Raw genomic sequence first — 16,554 nt, 5'->3', positions numbered from 1 at the left:
ATGCTCCGCGGCAGCTCAGCCCGCCTTCTCCGCCTCCACGATCGCGTCACGGAAGCGGCGCGCGGCGGCACGCAGCGCGGATTCCGGGTCGATGCCGGCCTCCTGGGCAGCGAGCGCGAGCGCCAGCAGACGGTCCCCGGTATCGGCGGCGTCCTGGTCCTGGTCCGGGACGGCCACGGACAGGCCCACCTGGCGGGCCCGGGACCCGAGCTTGGCGGCGAGGGCGAGCGCGGGCTGCCCGAGCGGAACGCCTTCGGTGACCGAGCCGCGCCGCTTCTCCTCCGCCTTGGTGCGCAGCCAGTGCTCCCGGACGTCCTCGGGCGTCTCGGCGACCTCGTCGCCGAAGACGTGCGGGTGCCGGTTGATCAGCTTGTCCACGATGGTTCCGGCGACGTCGTCGATCGAGAACGGCTCCTCAGGGTCGTCCTGCGCGATCCGCGCGTGGAAGACGACCTGCAGCAGGACGTCTCCGAGCTCCTCGCGCAGGGCCTCCCGGTCACCGGACTCGGCGGCCTCGACGAGCTCGTACATCTCCTCGATGCCGTACTTGACCAGTTCCTCGGTGGTGCGGACGCTGCTCCACGGGCACTCGCGGCGGATCCTGTCCATCACCTGCACCAGGTCGAGCAGCCTCGCTCCCGGCAGGTCATAGGAGCCGGGCAGCAACTCCAGGTCCGGCATGTGCACCCGGCCCGAGCCGCCGAGCCGGGCGAGCTCGTCGGTGACGGCGCGGTCGCCCTCGCCGCCGGCCAGGTAGACCACGGTGCGGCCGCCCTCGGTGAGGTCGACCAGCTCCTGCCCGGTGGGCGTGGACGGCTCGACGGCGACCCCGGCCTCCCGCAGGTAGGGCAGCTGCGGGTTCCCCGGATCCGGGCTCACGACCAGGTCGGCGGTGCGCAGCAGCTCCCAGGCGGGCCAGGAGAGCAGGCCGGGGGCGATCCGGTGCGTGGTGGTCAGCAGCACCAGGCGGCCCGGGCGGGGGGTGTCAACGGAGTGGTCCACCCGTCGAAACTACCTCGCCGCGCGACGGCACCGGGGCCGGGGCGGGTGCCGATGCGTCTCGGCGCCGTCCCGGTGCAGCGGGAGGGGCAGGGAACCGCGCACGGACCCTGCCCCGGAGGCGTTCGCCGCCGCTGCTGCGGCGGCTCGGGGGCTCAGGCCTGGGCGCTCGGCCGGCTGACCTCACGCAGCCACGGCTCCTTGGTGACGTCGAGGTCGAGCTTGTCCGAATTCCACGTGCCGTAGCGCGGGTTGACGTCGATCCCCAGCTTCTTCGACGCGTCCCGCAGCACCTTGATCAGCTCCGTCTGGCCCTCGGGGGTCTGCAGGTCGGCGCCGTAGTGGGCGGCCACCTTCTGCATCAGCAGGTCGGTGCGGATGCTGTCGTCGATGTCGGCCGGCGCCATCGCGTAGGTCTGCAGCAGCTGGGCCTCCAGGGCGGCCTTGCCGCCGGCCTGCCGCTCGCTGGCCGCCCGGGCGGTCTGGATCTCGCGCCGGGTGGCGGAGACGCCGATGTCCCCGGCCGCCCGCTCGATCACCTCGTTCTGCACCAGGCGGTGCACGACGTTGCGCTGCAGATCGCTGCTGGCCTCGATGAGCTGGGCGGCCTGCGGGGTCTTCTCCTGCGCGGCGCGCACGGCGGCGACCTTCGCCTGGACCGACTCCACGGTGATCTGCTCGCCGCCCACGACGGCCGCGGCACCCGCGTGCGGTGTGCCGCAGGAGGTCAGCAGGGGCGCTGTGAGCAGTACGGCTGCGACGGCGGCGACGGAGAGAGCAGTCCTGCGGCGGAGCATTTTTGCCTCCCGGCAAGGGATCGAGCGACGGTGCACGACCTGGCAGTGATGCAGTGATCGAGGATATTGAGCAGGGCGCCGGGATATCCAGCACTCTGCACAACACACTGCCCAAACGATCCGCGGCACCTCAGGTGTCGCAGGCGACACCGTCGCCGACGGTACGGGGCCCGCCGCCGGCCACGCTGTGGTAGGCAGGCTCCGTGATCGGCCGACTCCCTCTCGACCAGCAACTCGAGTCCCTGCGCGCGGCGCTGTGCCGCAACGAGGTACTGACGCAGGTGCTGGCGCGCACCGCGACGCTGGATCTGCCCGGCTGGTACGTCACCGCCGGGTGCCTGTTCCAGACCGTGTGGAACGTGGCTACGGGCAGGCCGCCGACCAACGGCATCAAGGACTACGACGTCTTCTACTTCGACGCCGGCGACCGGTCCTGGGAGGCGGAGAACGCGGTGATCGAGGCCGCGCGGGACGTCTTCTCCGGCCTGCCCGCGGAGGTCGAGATCCGGAACGAGGCGCGGGTCCACCTCTGGTACGAGGAGAAGTTCGCCGTGGCGTGTCCGCCGTACGAGTCCACCGAGGCGGCGATCGACAGCTTCCCCGCGACGACCTGCTGCCTGGGGGTGCGTACGAAGGCGGACGGCACGTGGCGCGTCTATGCGCCCCATGGGCTGTCGGACGTGTTCAACCTCGTCGTCCGGCCGAACCCGGTGCTCGCGCCGAGATCGGTCTACGAGGCCAAGACGGCACGTTGGCGCGAGCAATGGCCCGAGCTCACCGTTCTTGAGTGGCCCTCTTCGGGCGCCGGGGCTGCCGTCAGCCCTGGCTGACCCTCCGGTGCGCGTCAGCCGCCGCACTGGCGCGACATCGCCTCCTTGTCCGGCTCGGTGACCGGCAGCTCGTACTTGGTGGCGACCTGGGCGAACCGCACCGCGTAGGCGCACCTGATCCGTTTGTCAGGCGGCAGCCAGGACGCCGGCCCGGAGTCGCCCTTGGCCGAGTTGGCCCGCCCCTGAACCGGGATCAGATTGAGCACGTCGTTGGCGAGTTGCTCGCGTTTGCTCTCCGGCCAGCGCGACGAGCCCATCTGCCAGCTGTACGACAACGGCACCACGTGGTCTATCTGCACCTCGGCGGCCTTCTGCTTGCGCCACTCGATGGTCGTCCCGGTGTACGGGTCGTACAGGTCCATCGACACGACCACGCAGTCGGAACCCTTACGGAACTCGACGTCCTGTCCGTGAAGTTTGAGCAAGTCGTTCCGGGTGTCGCACCCGTTCCGCGCCAGCGGCACCCCGTCGGCCGTGTCCTTCCACGCGTAGCCGAACTCGTCGCGGTCGTAGCCCGTCCTGGGCCCGCGCCCCTTCGTGGGCAGCGCGTCGATGAGCCTGCGGGCCGCGGCCTTGTCCGCTTCCGTCGTCACGGGCGCGAGCCCCGGCTTCGTGCCGTCCGGGTTCTCGAGCGGGCTGACCGCCCGGCCGTCCGGCGCGCCAGGACCGGATCCCGCGAAGGAGCCGTCGTCGCCGAGTCCCTCGCATCCCGCGACGAGGAGCACGGCGGCCGCCGACACCGCCGCCGCGCGCAACAAGCGTGTTCCCGACCCTTGGTGACGCATGTTCCGGTCAGCGCGCACAGGTCGCCACTCCCCCGGTGATCCTCGCGCACGCCTCGATCGCCCGGCGCAGAGCAGAGACGGCGCGGGTCGCGCGGCCGCCCCGGCCGGTGTCCACCCGGGCCGCGCCGAACTCGCCCGGGCCGCGACCCGTCACCGCCGTGAGCGGGCCGCTCGTGGACGCCTCGCCGCCCCCGACTCCGGTGCCCGCGCCGCCGTCGGAACCCTCGCCGGTGCAGCCGGCCTGACCTGTGCCGAGCAGCATGGAGAGGGCCTCCGCTGCCGTTCCTGCCCTGTGTGTACGCACGGTGGAACTCTAGGGCGTGGGGATCGCGCCGGGCAGAGGGCCCGACGGCGCCGAACCGCCCTCGCGTGGACGGCGCTTCGACAGGGCGTGCGCCATGGCCCCGGGGAAGGAGGCCGGTGGCCTCAGCCGGCGAGCTTGTCGATGTCGACGGCCTCCTTGGCCGACGGAGCGGCGATCTCGGCCGGTCCTTCGAAGCCGGAGAAGCGCATGGTGCCGGGCTCCTTTCCGCCCTTGACGACCACCTTCAGCACATACGCCTTGCCCTTGGTCGCCACGTAGGCGGTGGTGGTCTCGGCGCCGTCCTTGCTGGTGATCGGCACGACGGGCGTACCGTCCACGGTGGTCGGCTCGCCCTTCCGCCCGCTCAGGTCGGCGTCCGCGTCCTTCTCCAGTTCGGCGAGGAACGCGTCGAGGTCGCATGACTCCACGAGGTCCTTGTTGTCCGGCGTGTCCGCCTTGGTCTTCATCCACCTGTCGCCGATGAGATCCCTCAGGACGGCTCCGTCGGCCCCCTGCGCCTTCCAGAAGGCGTCGTCGCCCTTCATGTAGAGCGAGGGACCCGCCTTGACGAGCCGGATCGTGCCGCCCTCGGCGGTGATCTCGCCCTTGCAGTCGCCGGTCCTGCTCATCGTCATGCGGTACTTCATCGGCTCACCGTCGGAGACACCGTCGAGGGCGACGGTCATCGCCGGGGCGGACTTCATGGCGGCCACCGCCTTCTTCCCGATGGCGGCCGACGTCTGGTCCTCCAGGGCGGCCGACGTCTGGGGCTTGGCAGTGGCCGACGCCTGCCCGGCGGGGCCGGTGGCGGCGGGCTTCGCCGTGCCGCCGCCGGGGCCGCAGGCGGCCAGGGTGAGGGCGGCGGTGACGCAGCCGAGGGCCGTGAGCGTGCCGCGCGTGGTGGTCATCAGGGTCGTCCCCCTTGGTGGAAAGCGGTGTGGATGACGGTTGCCGCCGGCGGAAGCCCAGGCACAGTGAACCGTTGCGTCAATGAGAGCATGCGCTGTGAACCGAGTCAACACGAAAACTCACATGCCTTCGATTCACGACGCCAAGGCGCGATGGGCATGTTCACCGGTATGCTCAGGCAGCAGAACCCCGCGCGGAAAGGGAGCCAGCCAGGTGCCGGAGAACGCGAACGAGGTGACCGCTGCCGGGATCGCGCGGCTGGCCGGGGTCGGGCGGGCGGCCGTCAGCAACTGGCGCCGCAGGCACGCCGACTTCCCCAAGCCGGTCGGAGGCACCGACACCAGCCCCGCCTTCGCGCTGTCCGAGGTCGAGAGCTGGCTCCGCGCCCAGGGCAAACTCGCCGAGGTCCCCCTGCGTGAGCGGGTGTGGCAGCGCGCCGAGTCCCACCCCGCCGGCACCGCGACCGCGCTCCGGCAGGCCGGCGCCGTCTGCCTGCTGGCCCGTGAACGCCGCGCCGACGGGACAGCGGTGGACGACCCGGACGGCACGCGGCAGGCGGACGCCGTCCGCGAGGTCCTCAAGCGGCACTTCGGGGGACGGTTCACGCCCGGCTCCCCCGTCGACGCCCCGCTGCTGCGCGCGGTGGCCGAACTCGCCGCCGAGACCGGCCCGCGGCAGGCCTACGAGTTCCTGCTCGGACGCTATCTGGACGCCAACCCCCGGCAGTACGCACTGACTCCGCCCGCCCTCGCCGACCTGATGGCCCAACTGGCCGGACCCGCCCGTACCGTGCTGGACCCCGCCTGCGGCACCGGCGCCCTGCTGCGTGCCGCCGGTGACCCGCACGAGGTGTACGGCCAGGAGGCCGACCCGGATCTGGCCGCGCTCGCGGCGCTGCGGCTGGCGCTGCACTCCGAACCGGCCGCGGTGGTGCGGGTGGCCGACGGCGACAGCCTGCGCGCCGACGCCTTCCCCGGGGTCGCCGCCGACGCGGTGCTGTGCCACCCGCCGTTCAACGAGCGCAACTGGGGCCATGAGGACCTCGCCTACGACCCCCGCTGGGAGTACGGCTTCCCGGCCCGCACCGAGTCCGAACTGGCCTGGGTGCAGCACTGCCTGGCCCGGGTCCGGGAGGGCGGGACGGTCGTGCTGCTGATGCCGCCCGCCGCCGCCTCACGCCGCTCCGGCCGCCGGATCCGGGCCGACCTGCTGCGGCGCGGGGCCCTGCGCGCGGTGGTCGCGCTGCCGGCCGGCGCCGCGCCCCCGTACGGCATCCCCCTGCACTTGTGGGTGCTGCGCAGGCCGGGCGCCGGCACACCGGCCTCCCCCCATCTGCTGCTGGTCGACACCGCCGGGTCGCAGGACACCTCCCCCGGGGCCGAGAAGGTGGCCTGGCAGGCGGTGCGCGCGGGCGTGCTGGATGCCTGGAAGTCCTTCGACCGGCACGGCACCACGCAGGAGCGGCCCGGCGTGAGCCGCGCCGTGAAGGTCATCGACCTGCTCGACGACACCGTGGACGTCACCCCCGCCCGGCATCTGCCGCCGCCCGCCGCGGGGGGCGGGGCGGCCGAACTCGCCGGGGTGCGCGAACGGCTGGACGCCGCACTGCGCAGCACCGCCGAGCTCGCCCCCGCCCCCGCCGGTGCCGCCGGGGGCGCCCGCTGGCCGCTCACCACGGTCGGCGAGCTGGCGCGCGCCGGGGCGCTGGTGCTGCGCGCGGGCGGCAGCGGGAGCGCGCCCGCGGGCGGTCCCGCGGTGCTCACCGAGCACGACGTCCTCGGCGGCGGCGCCCCCAGCGGCACCCTGCCCGAGGGGCCGGCCGAGGACGAGCCGGTCCTGACGCAGGAGGGGGACGTGGTCGTCCCGGTGCTCGGCCGGGGATCGGCCGCCCGCGTCGTCGACGCCGCCACCGCCGGCGCCGCCCTCGGCCGCAACCTGCACCTGCTGCGTCCCGACCCGGCGGCCCTGGACCCCTGGTTCCTCGCCGGTTTCCTGCGCGGCACCGCCAACAACCGCCGAGCCAGCAGCTACGCCTCCACCGCGACCCGGCTGGACGTCCGCCGGCTCCAGGTGCCGCGGCTGCCGCTGTCCGAGCAGTGGCGGTACGGGGAGCGCTTCCGCGCCCTGGCCGCCTTCGAGGAGGCCCTGCGCCTGGCGGGGCAGCTGGGCGAGCAGCTGGTGCAGGGGCTCTACGACGGGCTGACCGACGGCACGGTGCGTCCCGAATAGTTGCGGGATCGGGTGCCGACCCCACTGCGGCGGCGGATATTCTCGCGATACCACCCGCAGCCGCCTCACGCCGATGTCCAGGGAGTCCGAGAGCAGTGTTGAACGGCCCCGGCCCGGTACCGCCGTACCCGCCTGCCCGGTCCAGGGCCATGGCGACCACGCTCCGTACCGTCTTCCTGACGCTCACCGTGATCAGCTGCGGGTACCTGTCCAGCCTCCCGCTGCTTCATCTGGCCGTCCGGCGGCGCCGGGTCAAGGACTGGCTGCTGTTCTCGCTCAGTGCCGCCCTCGCCGTCGCGTCCTTCGTCACGGTCAACGTCCTTCCGGTGTCGAACCCCTGGACGGACGCGGCGGTCCTCGCCGTGATGGTCCTGATCCCCGTGGCCGGGGTGTACTACCTGCTTGCCGACCTGGCATGGCACCGGGCGGCGACACCCCACCCGCCCCACGCCACGACGGTTCCCCTGCCCTACCGGCCCGGCCTGCCGCAGCCGCCGGCGGACCACAACCCGTACCGCACGCCTCCGCCCGCGGCACCACCGCTGACCCCGCCCCCGCCGCGCATCAGCCAGGTGCGGGCCGAACTCGACGAGTTGAGCGACCTTCTGCGCAAGCAGGAGGGAGGCCGGTGAACGGACGGATCGTCGCCGGCCGATACGAGCTGGCCACGGTCCTCGGCCAAGGCGGCATGGGCCAGGTGTGGACCGCGTACGACCGGCGGCTGGACCGGCGCGTGGCCGTGAAGCTGCTGCGTCCGGACAAGGTGGGCGGCGCCGCCGAGGCGGAGGAGCTGCGCCGGCGCTTCCTGCGGGAATGCCGGGTCACCGCACAGGTCGACCACCCGGGGCTGGTCACCGTCCACGACGCCGGAAGCGACGGCGACGAGCTGTACTTCGTCATGCAGTACGTGGAGGGCGCCGACCTCGCCGACCACCTCGCCGAGAACGACCCCTACCCCTGGCCGTGGGCGGTGGCCGTCGCGGCGCAGCTGTGCTCCGTGCTGTCGGCGGTGCACGCGGTGCCGATCGTCCACCGCGATCTCAAGCCCCGCAATGTGATGGTGCGCCCGGACGGCACCGTGGTCGTCCTGGACCTCGGCATCGCTGCCGTGCTCGATACCGACACGACCCGGCTCACGCACACCGGCACCCCGATCGGGACGCCCGCGTACATGGCGCCGGAGCAGGCGATGAGCGGCGCCGTCGGGCCCCGCACGGACCTGTACGCGCTCGGGGTGCTGCTGCACGAACTGGTCAGCGGGACCGTCCCGTTCGCGGGCGCCACGGCGCTCGGCGTGCTCCACCGGCACCTTTACGAGCCGCCCGTGCCGCTGCGGCAGGTGCGCCCGGAGGTACCGGAGCAGCTGGAGGCGCTGGTGCTGCAGTTGCTGGCCAAGGACCCGCAGCACCGTCCGGCCGACGCCCAGGAGACCTTCCGCCGGCTGGCCCCGCTGCTGCCGGTGCCCGGCGCCGTCCAGCACCCCCTCGGGCCGCTGGACCCCGCCCGCCCGTTCCTGCGACCGCTCGCCCCGTGGCCGGACGGGTCGGCCGCCCCGCCGCCGCCCGCACCGGCGCCCGCGGCCGCGCCGGTCCCGACCGGCGCACCCGGACCGGGCGGGGGCGACGGCATCGCGGACGCCGTCGACGAGGTGAAGCGGCTGCTCGACGCCGGCCGCATCACCCAGGCGGTCGACATCCTGGGCGGCGTGCTGCCGGCCGCCGCCCGGCAGCACGGCGAAGGCTCACCCGTCGTGCGGATGCTGCGCAAGCAGTACGCGGCCACGCTGATGGAGGACGGCCAGTACCGCCGCGCCCTGCCGGAGCTGCGCCGCCTCGCGGACGAACTGGCCGCGGAGTCGGGGACTTGGGGGCGCCAGGCGCTGCAGTACCGCTACGAGGCCGCGCAGTGCCTGGAGCAGCTGGGCGAGGCCGCGGCGGCACTCGCCGAGTACCGGGCGCTGCTGCCCTCGTTCGAGCAGTACCGCGCCACCGACCCGGACCTGCCGCTGGAGGTGCGGCGCCGCATCGGCCATCTGCTGCTGTCGGTCGGGGACCGGCCGGCCGCCCACGAGTGGCTCTCCCGTCTCTCTACGACGCCGACCGCCTGCACGGCACCCACCACCCCTTCTCCCAGGACGTCCGGTGAGCGCTGACCTGGCTGGGGCAGATGGGGCGCTAGCCAGGCCTGCTCAGGGAAGTGGTCGTACTTACCGTCGGCGATGGCGCTGAAGGCGGGGGCCAGGCGATCACACGGGGGCAGCGGCCGTACGGCCGGCGCACGGGGTCGCGGTGAGCACGACATGCTGCACCGCTCTGCGGCGCGCCGAGCCACACGCGAGGGATCACGGTTTCCGGCAGTGACGCTACGAGCGCCTCTCGGCCGAGCACCTGGCCGCCCGCCGGGTCTGCGTGAGGGGACACGGAGATGATCAAAAGCGCGGTTAGAGTCCTGAGGCGTTCTCATCGATGACCGAATGAAGTCTTGGCGAATTCATCGCGATAACTCGACGACGGTTCAAGTAAATGTCGGTCACCGAGTGCGAAAAGATTGCTTTGCCTGATTCAACCTCCCACTGCCGCCGTAGCCTGGACCGTCCTTCCCGTCCGAGGGCGGGTTACTGTCATGACGATGGGTAGGTTCAAGTGCGGGACGGGGACGGATCGCTCATACAGTCGCAGGTGACGGGCGGGCAGAAGACCCTGCCTCCCATGGTCGTGCCCCGGCAGGCGGCGTCATCCACCGGTGTGACGCCCAAGCCCGCCGCCAAGCGCCGACGGTCGGGCAGCCGCCTGTACGCGATTGACGGTATCCGCCTCATCGCAGCCCTCATGGTCGCGGTGCACCATTTCGCCGGCACCGCCCGCGTCGAGGCGCCGGGCAACCTGATCTGGGACCGGCCGGTCAACGAGATCATGCCCACGGTGTCCCGGGTCGCCGCCTACGGCTGGATCGGCGTCGAGATCTTCTTCGTCATCAGCGGTTTCGTAATCTGCATGTCGTGCTGGGGCCGCACCCCGTGGCAGTTCTTCGTCTCGCGCGTGATCAGGCTCTACCCGGCCTACTGGTTCGCCGTGGTCTTCACCAGCGCCTTCCTGATGTTCGTGCCCGGCGTGTGGGAGCGGTTGCGGGGACGGGAGATCCTGTTCAACCTGACGATGCTGCAATCCGGTTCCGGCGTCCCTAACGTCGACGGCGTGTACTGGACCCTCTGGTCGGAGCTGCGCTTCTACCTGCTCTTCCTGATCGTTGTCTTCACCGGGCTGACGTACCGCAAGGTCGTTCTCTTCTGCTGCGTGTGGGGTGCCGTCGCGATGCTCGCCCCTGCCGCCCACTTCCCGCTGCTGACCATGATCGCCGACCCGGACGGCGCCTGGTACTTCATCGCCGGTCTCGCTCTCTACCTGATGCACCGGTTCGGCCAGGACCTGCTGCTGTGGGGCATCCTCGCCATGTCGTGGCTGATGGGGCAGGCGGAGCTGGGGCGTCGCGTCGACTTCGAGCATGTCTCCAGCTGGCGCGGAAGCGTGCTGATCTTCACGGCGTTCCTGCTGCTCATGGTCGCGGTCTCGCTCGGGCTGACCGACCGCATCCGCTGGAAGTGGCTGGTAACCGCCGGCTCGATGACCTATCCGCTGTACCTCATGCACTACGCGGTCGGCACGACACTGATCAACCGGCTGAAGGACACCATGGACGCGCGGCTGCTCCTCGCCGTCGTGATCGTCGGCTTCATGGCCCTGAGCTGGCTGGTCCACCGCTTCGTGGAGCGGCCCCTGGCCCGGATGCTGAAGAACGCGCTGAACTGGTCCTTCGAGGCTCTGCGTAACGATCCCGCCAAGGCCGCCTGAGCCAAGCGGGGGCGACCGCCGCGCGGCGGTCGCCATCACGCATCTGCCGCCAAGGGGGTCGGCGGCAGGCGGCCGACCGGTTGCCGAACCGTTCTGCCGCCAGAGAGACCCCAGACTGGGCGTTGTCCCCAGGACCCTTCAGGTGCGGTTTTCCCATCCGCCCGGTCATCGCCAGGCCGTGCACCCAGGCAACTCGTGGGCGACGCCTCCCCGTGTTGGCAAGCCGGGCAGGGGCCGGGCGGGCATCACGCATCCGGTCGACAAGGTGACCCGCCGCTCGCCGGCAGCCGGGCGGTCGGCCGGTATCTCGGACAGCGTGCTACTGGCCGCCGCGGGGCAGCACGGCGAGCAGTCATCGGTCGGAGTCATGCACATGCTGCGCCAGCAGTACGCGGCCACGCTGACGGAGGACGGCCGGTAACCGCCGCGCCCTGGCGGAGCTGCGCCGGCTCGCGGACGCTGACCGCCGAGGGCGGGCCGTGCGGCGCCGGTCGCTGCTATACCGGTACCCAAGGATGGCCTGGAGCGACTGGGCGAGGCCCCCGGGACACGTGACGGTCCCGGGCGCTACCGCCCTCCTTCGAGGCAGTACCGCGCCACCGACCCGGACCCGCCGCCGGATGTGCGGCGACGCTTCGGCCACCTGCTGCTGTCTGTCGGGGACCGGTCGGCCGCCCAAGATGTGCTGCCCCGCACGGTCCTCGACTCCGACCGCCTGCGGGGTCCACGCCACCTGGGGTAGGTGGGCCGCTGAGCCCGTGTGTGCGCCGCGCTCAGGCGCGCGTCCGCAGCGCGAGACGGATGCGCGCCGACTGGGCGGTCATGCTGTTCTTCAGCCGCAGGCCCAGTGGCTTCTCCACCAGGCGGTGGATGACGTAGGCGAGCAGCAGGAAACCCACGACCGCGGTGAAGAGGGTCTCCCTCGGCGTGAACCCCAGATGCCGGTGCAGGCCTGCGATGGCGAACCACCCGAGGTGCTCGTGGACCAGGTAGAAGGGGTAGGTGAGCGCCCCTGCCACGGTGAGCCAGCGCCAATCGGCCCACCGGAGCCAGCCCAAGGCCACGGCGGCCACCGAGGCGAAGGCGAAGGTGACGACAAGCATGATGACGTAAGGTGAGCGCTCACCCGAGAGTCCCGGCCCGTGCGGAGACCACAGTCCGTCCACGGCGACGTGCTGTCCCAGCAGCCAACTGACCGCGACGATGCCCCACAGCAGCAGGTCGCTCCCATAACGGTGGATCAGGTACAGGGCGAGGCCGCCGATGAAGAACGGGGCGTACTCCGGCATCGCGATCTCGGTCGCCAGTGGGTTGTCGGCGACTACGGCGACGGCCGCGGCGACGGTCCACAGGCAGCAGAACACGACGACCCGGCGGTAGGTCACGCCCTTCCACACCACGCACAGCGCGAACAGTACGTAGAAGCGGGCCTCGACCCACAGCGTCCAGCAGACGCCGAGTACCCGGTGCACGCCCACCGGCTGCTGCAACATCGTCAGATTGACCAGCACCTCGTCCAGCCGGACTGGCTTGATCACGGAAGGCACCGCTGCGCACGCGGCGGCGGTCAACAGGATCGCGACCCAGTAGGCCGGGTAGAGGCGCGCGACACGCGATCGGAAGAACGCGCCGACCGACTTGCCCCAAGTGCTCATGCAGATAACGAAACCGCTGATCACGAAAAACAACTGCACGCCGAGGCACCCGTAGATGGCGGGACGGGACAGCTGGGGGAAGAGATGTGCGGGGTCGGCGCCCCAGACGTGGCTCGTGTCCTGCTTGCCTATGTAATGGTAGAGGCACACCATCAGGGCCGCCAGAATGCGCAGTCCGTCCAGTGCGCGCAGCCGGCTGCTGCCGTACCGGCCGCCCATGCGACCGCCGACCGTCACCGGTGCGGCCGCTGCGGCCGGTATCGCCGGTGCGGCTGTCGCCGCGCCCGTCCTCGTCGAGGGCATCGCACTCCCACCCGCCGTTCGCCAAATCGTTCAACCCCACAGCGGGGTCAGATGCCGAGGGTACGGAATGAATGCACCTGACTAATCGGGCTAATCTCCCGCCATTACGCATCCGGGCGCCGGCGAGGTAAATCGTCCAACCTTAGTTCATCTTCTGATCACCTCATGCTGGAAGAATGGAAACCTTGCCACCGCTAGCCTTCCGATGGTTTCCCGTATACGAGAACTAGGTGAACATGTGACCGACCGGCCCACGCTCTCCGTCATCGTTCCTTGCTTCAACATCAGGTATTACCTGGCCGACACGGTCACCAGTCTGGTCGCCAACGCCCGCGAGGACTTCGAGTTCGTCTTCGTCGAGGACCGCTCCACCAAGGACGACACGTACGAAGCACTACTGGACATGTCCAAGCGGTTGCCGAACAGCAGGGTCATCCGGCACGAGACGAACCAGGGACTCGCCACCGCCCGCAACACCGGGATCGACGCGGCGGAAGGGCGCTACCTCACCTTTCTCGACGGCGACGACTGGCTTGCTCCCGGGTACCTGCCACAGCTCGTTTCGGCGATCCAGCGCCACGATGTCGACTTCGTGCGCACCGACCACGTCCAGGTCACCGGTGTGCAACGCCGGGTCCACCGCGCACCCGAGGGCCGTCGCGACACCGTGCTTGATCCTCGCAGTTCGATCCTCCCGACCGACGGTTCCACCATGGTCGACTACCCGTACGCCTGGGCCGGCATCTACCACCGCCGACTGCTCGACCGCGGACTGCTGCGCTTCCACGACGGGCTGCGCACCGCCGAGGACCGCCCGTGGATCTGGGCGCTGCACCGCCGGGCGGAGTCGTACGTGGTGGCGAGCCTCCACGGGGTCTTCTACCGGCGCGGCATCGCGACCTCGCTCACCCAGATCGGCGACGTGCGGCAGCTGGACTTCATCCGGGCCTTCGACCAGGTCCTGGCGGAACTGGAGAACGATCCCGAGGCCGACCTGCTCCGCCCCAAGGCCATCCGCAACTACTGCGCCGTGATCGCGCACCACCTGAGCGAGCGGCAGCGCTTCCAGCGTCCGGTGGCCGCGCGTCTGAAGGAACTCTCCAGCCAGGCGCTGCGCCGCATGCCCGAACGGGAACTGCAGCTCGCCCTCGCCGGGATGGACGAACAGCGCAGGCGCACGCTCCATCGAGTGCGCAGTGGCATGAAGGGAGCCCTCGCATGATCCAGATCTTCATGGCGACGACGCAGTACGGTGCGGCGAGCGTCGTGGCCGCCATTCGGGCCGGCTTGTTCGGTCCCCGCGAGGGACGGCGGCTGCTGGTCGTCGGCAACACCTCGTCGATTCCCGAGCTGACCACGCCGCTCGACGCGATGCCCGGCTTCGAGGAGATGCGGCACGAGTTCGACGCGGTGCACTCGTGGAACGAGACCATCGCGCCGCACCACCCGTCCGGCTGGTCCCCTCGGGCGGAGGACACCGTTCTGTGGGAGCGGGTGCTGCGTCTGGCCTGGGATCTGGGGGACGAGCCCGTCGAGATCGCCTGCGAGTCCATCCAGGTCAGTCCGTCGCGCGCCGTCGTCGACATCTTCGCGGACAGCCCGATCGACGTGTACGCCGACGGCCTGATGAGTTACGGTCCGACCCGCAACCGGCTTCCGGTGGACGTGCACAGCCGCATCAAGCGGCTGCTCCACCTCGACCTCGTGCCCGGCCTGCGCCCGATGCTGCTGTCCGAGTACGGCGTCGAGCCGGTCGTCATTCCCGACGAGCCGTTCCTGCGAGTCCTGGAGCAGATCGGCGGAACCGGCGTCGCCGCCCTCGAGGAACACCTGCCCGACGGCGACCGGCCCACTGCGGTGCTGCTCGGCCAGTACCTGTCCGCCCTCGAGCTGATCACGGTGGCCGAGGAGGACTCGCTGCACGTGAGGATGCTCCGCGGCGCGGTCGCGGCCGGTCACCGGCACGTGCTGTTCAAGCCGCACCCGAGCGCGCCGGCCCAGTACTCGCAGTCGCTGGAGCAGACGGCGCAGGAACTGGGGGTGCGGCTCACCGTCCTGGACATCCCCGTGCTGGCGGAGACGCTGTACCAGCACATCCGGCCCGCTCTCGTCGTCGGGTGCTTCTCGACCGCGCTGATGACCGCTGCCGCGTTCTACGGCATCCCCGTCGCGCGGGTGGGCACCGAACTGCTGCTGGACCGCATCGCGCCCTACGAGAACAGCAACCGGGTACCCCTCACCGTCATCGACGCCGTCCTGCCGGACCTCGAGCAGGACGCCTCCGAGGTCGGCAAGCCGCTCGACCTGTCAGCGGAGCGGGTCACCGGCGAACTGGCCCCCTTGGTCAGGACCGTGAGCTACTGCATGCAGGCGGCGAAGTACGCTCCGCTGCGGGACGAGGCCGAGGCCTGGCTCGAGGCCCGTCTCTCCACGCACGCGAAGTACTTCAAGCGGCGCCGGCTGACCAGCCTTCGGCTGCCCGGCGGCAGCACCGTGAGGGCCGAGAGCCTGCGCCGCAACCCGGCAGTGCGGCGTCTGGTGAAGAAGATCCGGACCGCCCAGGGGTGACCGGGTCGGGCCGGCCCGCACACGCGGGCCGGCCCGACGGCGTGGAGCCGGTCAGCCCAGCCAGCGGCCGAGCCCCAGCCTGGTCCACAGCAGGCTGGCCGCGAAGGACAGGGCGGTGGTCCCCGCCACCAGCAGGGCGAGCAGACCGGCGGCGCCGAGCCAGCCCGTGTGGGCCGTGACCAGGTGCGGGGCGAGGGCGCGCAGGAACATCAGGTGCGCCAGGTACGCGCCGAAGGCGGCGGCGCCGAGCCGGGACAGCAGCGGCCGGAACCGCACGGGCACGGTGATCCGGTTCAGCGCCATCAGGAGCGCACCGGCCAGGAACGGCACGAACACCCCGGCGTACGGGGACGGGTAGTGCACGACGTGCTCGTACGCGACGACAGCGGCCCACCCGCCCATACCGCCCGCCAGCCACAGCAGCCGCCGGCGGCGCCCCGTGGTGGCGGAGGGCGGCAGCGCCAGCAGGAGGGCGCCCGCGGCGGCGTAGGCGAGCTGGTAGGGGGCCGGCTCCCAGGCGAAGCCGGGCGCCTTCCGGTGGAACAGCCCCGCGACGTCGTCCAGGAGGGTAGGCGCGAGCGCCAGGGCGGTGAACGCCGCCGCGAGGCCGTACGGCCGCTTGCCCGCCCTGACCAGGGCGGCGAGCGACAGCACGGCGATCACCGGCACATAGGCGTACACGTACCAGAGGTGGAAGGCGGGTTGGATCGACCCGAACAGCGACTGGCAGGCCAGCCGGAGCACGTCCCGGGCGTCGGGGTGCCGAGTCCACTGCCACACCAGGTACGCCGCCGTCCACACGGCCATCGGCACCACGATCCGGGTCAGCCGCCTGCGCACCTGCGCCCCGTCACGCGGCGGCGCGCCGCAGAGGACGACCCAGCCGGCCATCGCGAAGAACAGCGGTACGGCGCAACGGCTGAGGCCGTCACCGGCCAGCGCGACCCAGTAGACCGGGCGGCCGCCTGCCGGTTCCCGGCCCACCGCGTTCAGGAACTGGCCGGCGGAGTGGCAGACGATGACACCGATGGAGCACAGGACGCGCAACAGGTCGATGTCGAATCTGTGGGCGTGCGATCCGGCGTCCCGCGAGGTGGAGGGCGCCGTGGTGACGGGGACGGGGGCTGACGCGGTGGTGGTCGTCGGCTGCGCGGAGATCGTCGGTCACTCCCGGTCGTGCAGGCGGGTCCGGTCGGCTTCCGGCCGAACTCCGGTTCGGATGCTTGCGGGACACGGCAGGTCGTCGTCGTGACGGCGTCCCGTATGCCGCGCACCCGCTCGTCTGCCCGCGTGGACAGCCGGGTGCCGCACGTGCCGCGCCGGGCGT

General features: G+C 71.6%; 13 protein-coding genes and 1 pseudogene. 7 read left to right on the top strand and 7 right to left on the bottom strand.

Annotated elements, in window-relative coordinates:
* Positions 1 to 15: 15 nt before the first annotated feature.
* Positions 16 to 1,002 carry a nucleoside triphosphate pyrophosphohydrolase gene (locus AC3ET4_RS03515; RefSeq protein WP_431945713.1) on the bottom strand — a complete coding sequence of 329 codons (987 nt, stop codon included), beginning with the start codon at positions 1,000 to 1,002 and terminating at the stop codon, positions 16 to 18.
* Between the two features lie 152 nt (positions 1,003 to 1,154).
* On the bottom strand, positions 1,155 to 1,796 hold the full coding sequence (locus tag AC3ET4_RS03510) for a SurA N-terminal domain-containing protein (protein WP_431945711.1): 642 nt from the start codon (positions 1,794 to 1,796) through the stop codon (positions 1,155 to 1,157).
* 203 nt (positions 1,797 to 1,999) lie between these two features.
* Between AC3ET4_RS03510 and AC3ET4_RS03505 the strand changes: the two genes are divergently transcribed.
* Positions 2,000 to 2,626 carry a nucleotidyltransferase family protein gene (locus AC3ET4_RS03505; RefSeq protein WP_431945709.1) on the top strand — a complete coding sequence of 209 codons (627 nt, stop codon included), beginning with the start codon at positions 2,000 to 2,002 and terminating at the stop codon, positions 2,624 to 2,626.
* A gap of 14 nt (positions 2,627 to 2,640) precedes the next feature.
* On the opposite strand, the gene AC3ET4_RS03500 is transcribed toward AC3ET4_RS03505, so the two are convergent.
* The 3 genes from AC3ET4_RS03500 to AC3ET4_RS03490 all read right to left on the bottom strand — a co-directional run bounded on the left by AC3ET4_RS03500 (position 2,641) and on the right by AC3ET4_RS03490 (position 4,623).
* Positions 2,641 to 3,411, bottom strand: a complete 771-nt coding sequence (locus AC3ET4_RS03500; protein ID WP_431945750.1) for an HNH endonuclease family protein — start codon at positions 3,409 to 3,411, stop codon at positions 2,641 to 2,643.
* Positions 3,412 to 3,418: 7 nt separating this feature from the next.
* A complete protein-coding gene (locus tag AC3ET4_RS03495) occupies positions 3,419 to 3,715 on the bottom strand; it encodes a hypothetical protein (RefSeq protein ID WP_431945707.1) in 297 nt (98 codons plus the stop codon).
* A gap of 122 nt (positions 3,716 to 3,837) precedes the next feature.
* Positions 3,838 to 4,623 carry a hypothetical protein gene (locus tag AC3ET4_RS03490; protein WP_431945705.1) on the bottom strand — a complete coding sequence of 262 codons (786 nt, stop codon included), beginning with the start codon at positions 4,621 to 4,623 and terminating at the stop codon, positions 3,838 to 3,840.
* Between the two features lie 214 nt (positions 4,624 to 4,837).
* On the opposite strand from AC3ET4_RS03490, the gene AC3ET4_RS03485 reads away from it, so the two are divergent.
* The 4 genes and pseudogenes from AC3ET4_RS03485 to AC3ET4_RS03470 all read left to right on the top strand — a co-directional run bounded on the left by AC3ET4_RS03485 (position 4,838) and on the right by AC3ET4_RS03470 (position 10,701).
* Positions 4,838 to 6,853, top strand: a complete 2,016-nt coding sequence (locus AC3ET4_RS03485) for an N-6 DNA methylase (RefSeq protein ID WP_431945703.1) — start codon at positions 4,838 to 4,840, stop codon at positions 6,851 to 6,853.
* Between the two features lie 149 nt (positions 6,854 to 7,002).
* Complete coding sequence (locus AC3ET4_RS03480; protein ID WP_431945702.1) at positions 7,003 to 7,485, top strand: hypothetical protein; 483 nt, start codon at positions 7,003 to 7,005, stop codon at positions 7,483 to 7,485.
* A 56-nt stretch (positions 7,486 to 7,541) separates the two neighbouring features.
* Positions 7,542 to 8,998, top strand: a pseudogene (locus tag AC3ET4_RS03475) (serine/threonine-protein kinase).
* Between the two features lie 563 nt (positions 8,999 to 9,561).
* Positions 9,562 to 10,701, top strand: a complete 1,140-nt coding sequence (locus AC3ET4_RS03470) for an acyltransferase family protein (protein WP_431945700.1) — start codon at positions 9,562 to 9,564, stop codon at positions 10,699 to 10,701.
* 773 nt (positions 10,702 to 11,474) lie between these two features.
* On the opposite strand, the gene AC3ET4_RS03465 is transcribed toward AC3ET4_RS03470, so the two are convergent.
* Positions 11,475 to 12,659, bottom strand: coding sequence for an acyltransferase family protein (locus AC3ET4_RS03465; RefSeq protein WP_431945698.1), 1,185 nt, complete (start codon positions 12,657 to 12,659; stop codon positions 11,475 to 11,477).
* Between the two features lie 238 nt (positions 12,660 to 12,897).
* Between AC3ET4_RS03465 and AC3ET4_RS03460 the strand changes: the two genes are divergently transcribed.
* Positions 12,898 to 13,881: a glycosyltransferase family 2 protein gene (locus tag AC3ET4_RS03460; protein ID WP_431945696.1), complete on the top strand. Its 984-nt coding sequence runs from the start codon at positions 12,898 to 12,900 to the stop codon at positions 13,879 to 13,881.
* Positions 13,878 to 15,227, top strand: coding sequence for a polysialyltransferase family glycosyltransferase (locus AC3ET4_RS03455; RefSeq protein WP_431945694.1), 1,350 nt, complete (start codon positions 13,878 to 13,880; stop codon positions 15,225 to 15,227). Before AC3ET4_RS03460 ends, AC3ET4_RS03455 begins: the two co-directional genes overlap by 4 nt.
* Before the next feature lie 51 nt (positions 15,228 to 15,278).
* On the opposite strand, the gene AC3ET4_RS03450 is transcribed toward AC3ET4_RS03455, so the two are convergent.
* Positions 15,279 to 16,274 (bottom strand): acyltransferase, encoded by a 996-nt coding sequence (locus AC3ET4_RS03450; RefSeq protein WP_431945692.1) that lies wholly within the window; start codon positions 16,272 to 16,274, stop codon positions 15,279 to 15,281.
* Positions 16,275 to 16,554: the final 280 nt, after the last annotated feature.

The organism is Actinacidiphila sp. bgisy167 (genome assembly GCF_057707665.1).
Note: the sequence above shows the minus strand (reverse complement) of the source record. Positions and strands in the feature narration are given on the sequence as shown.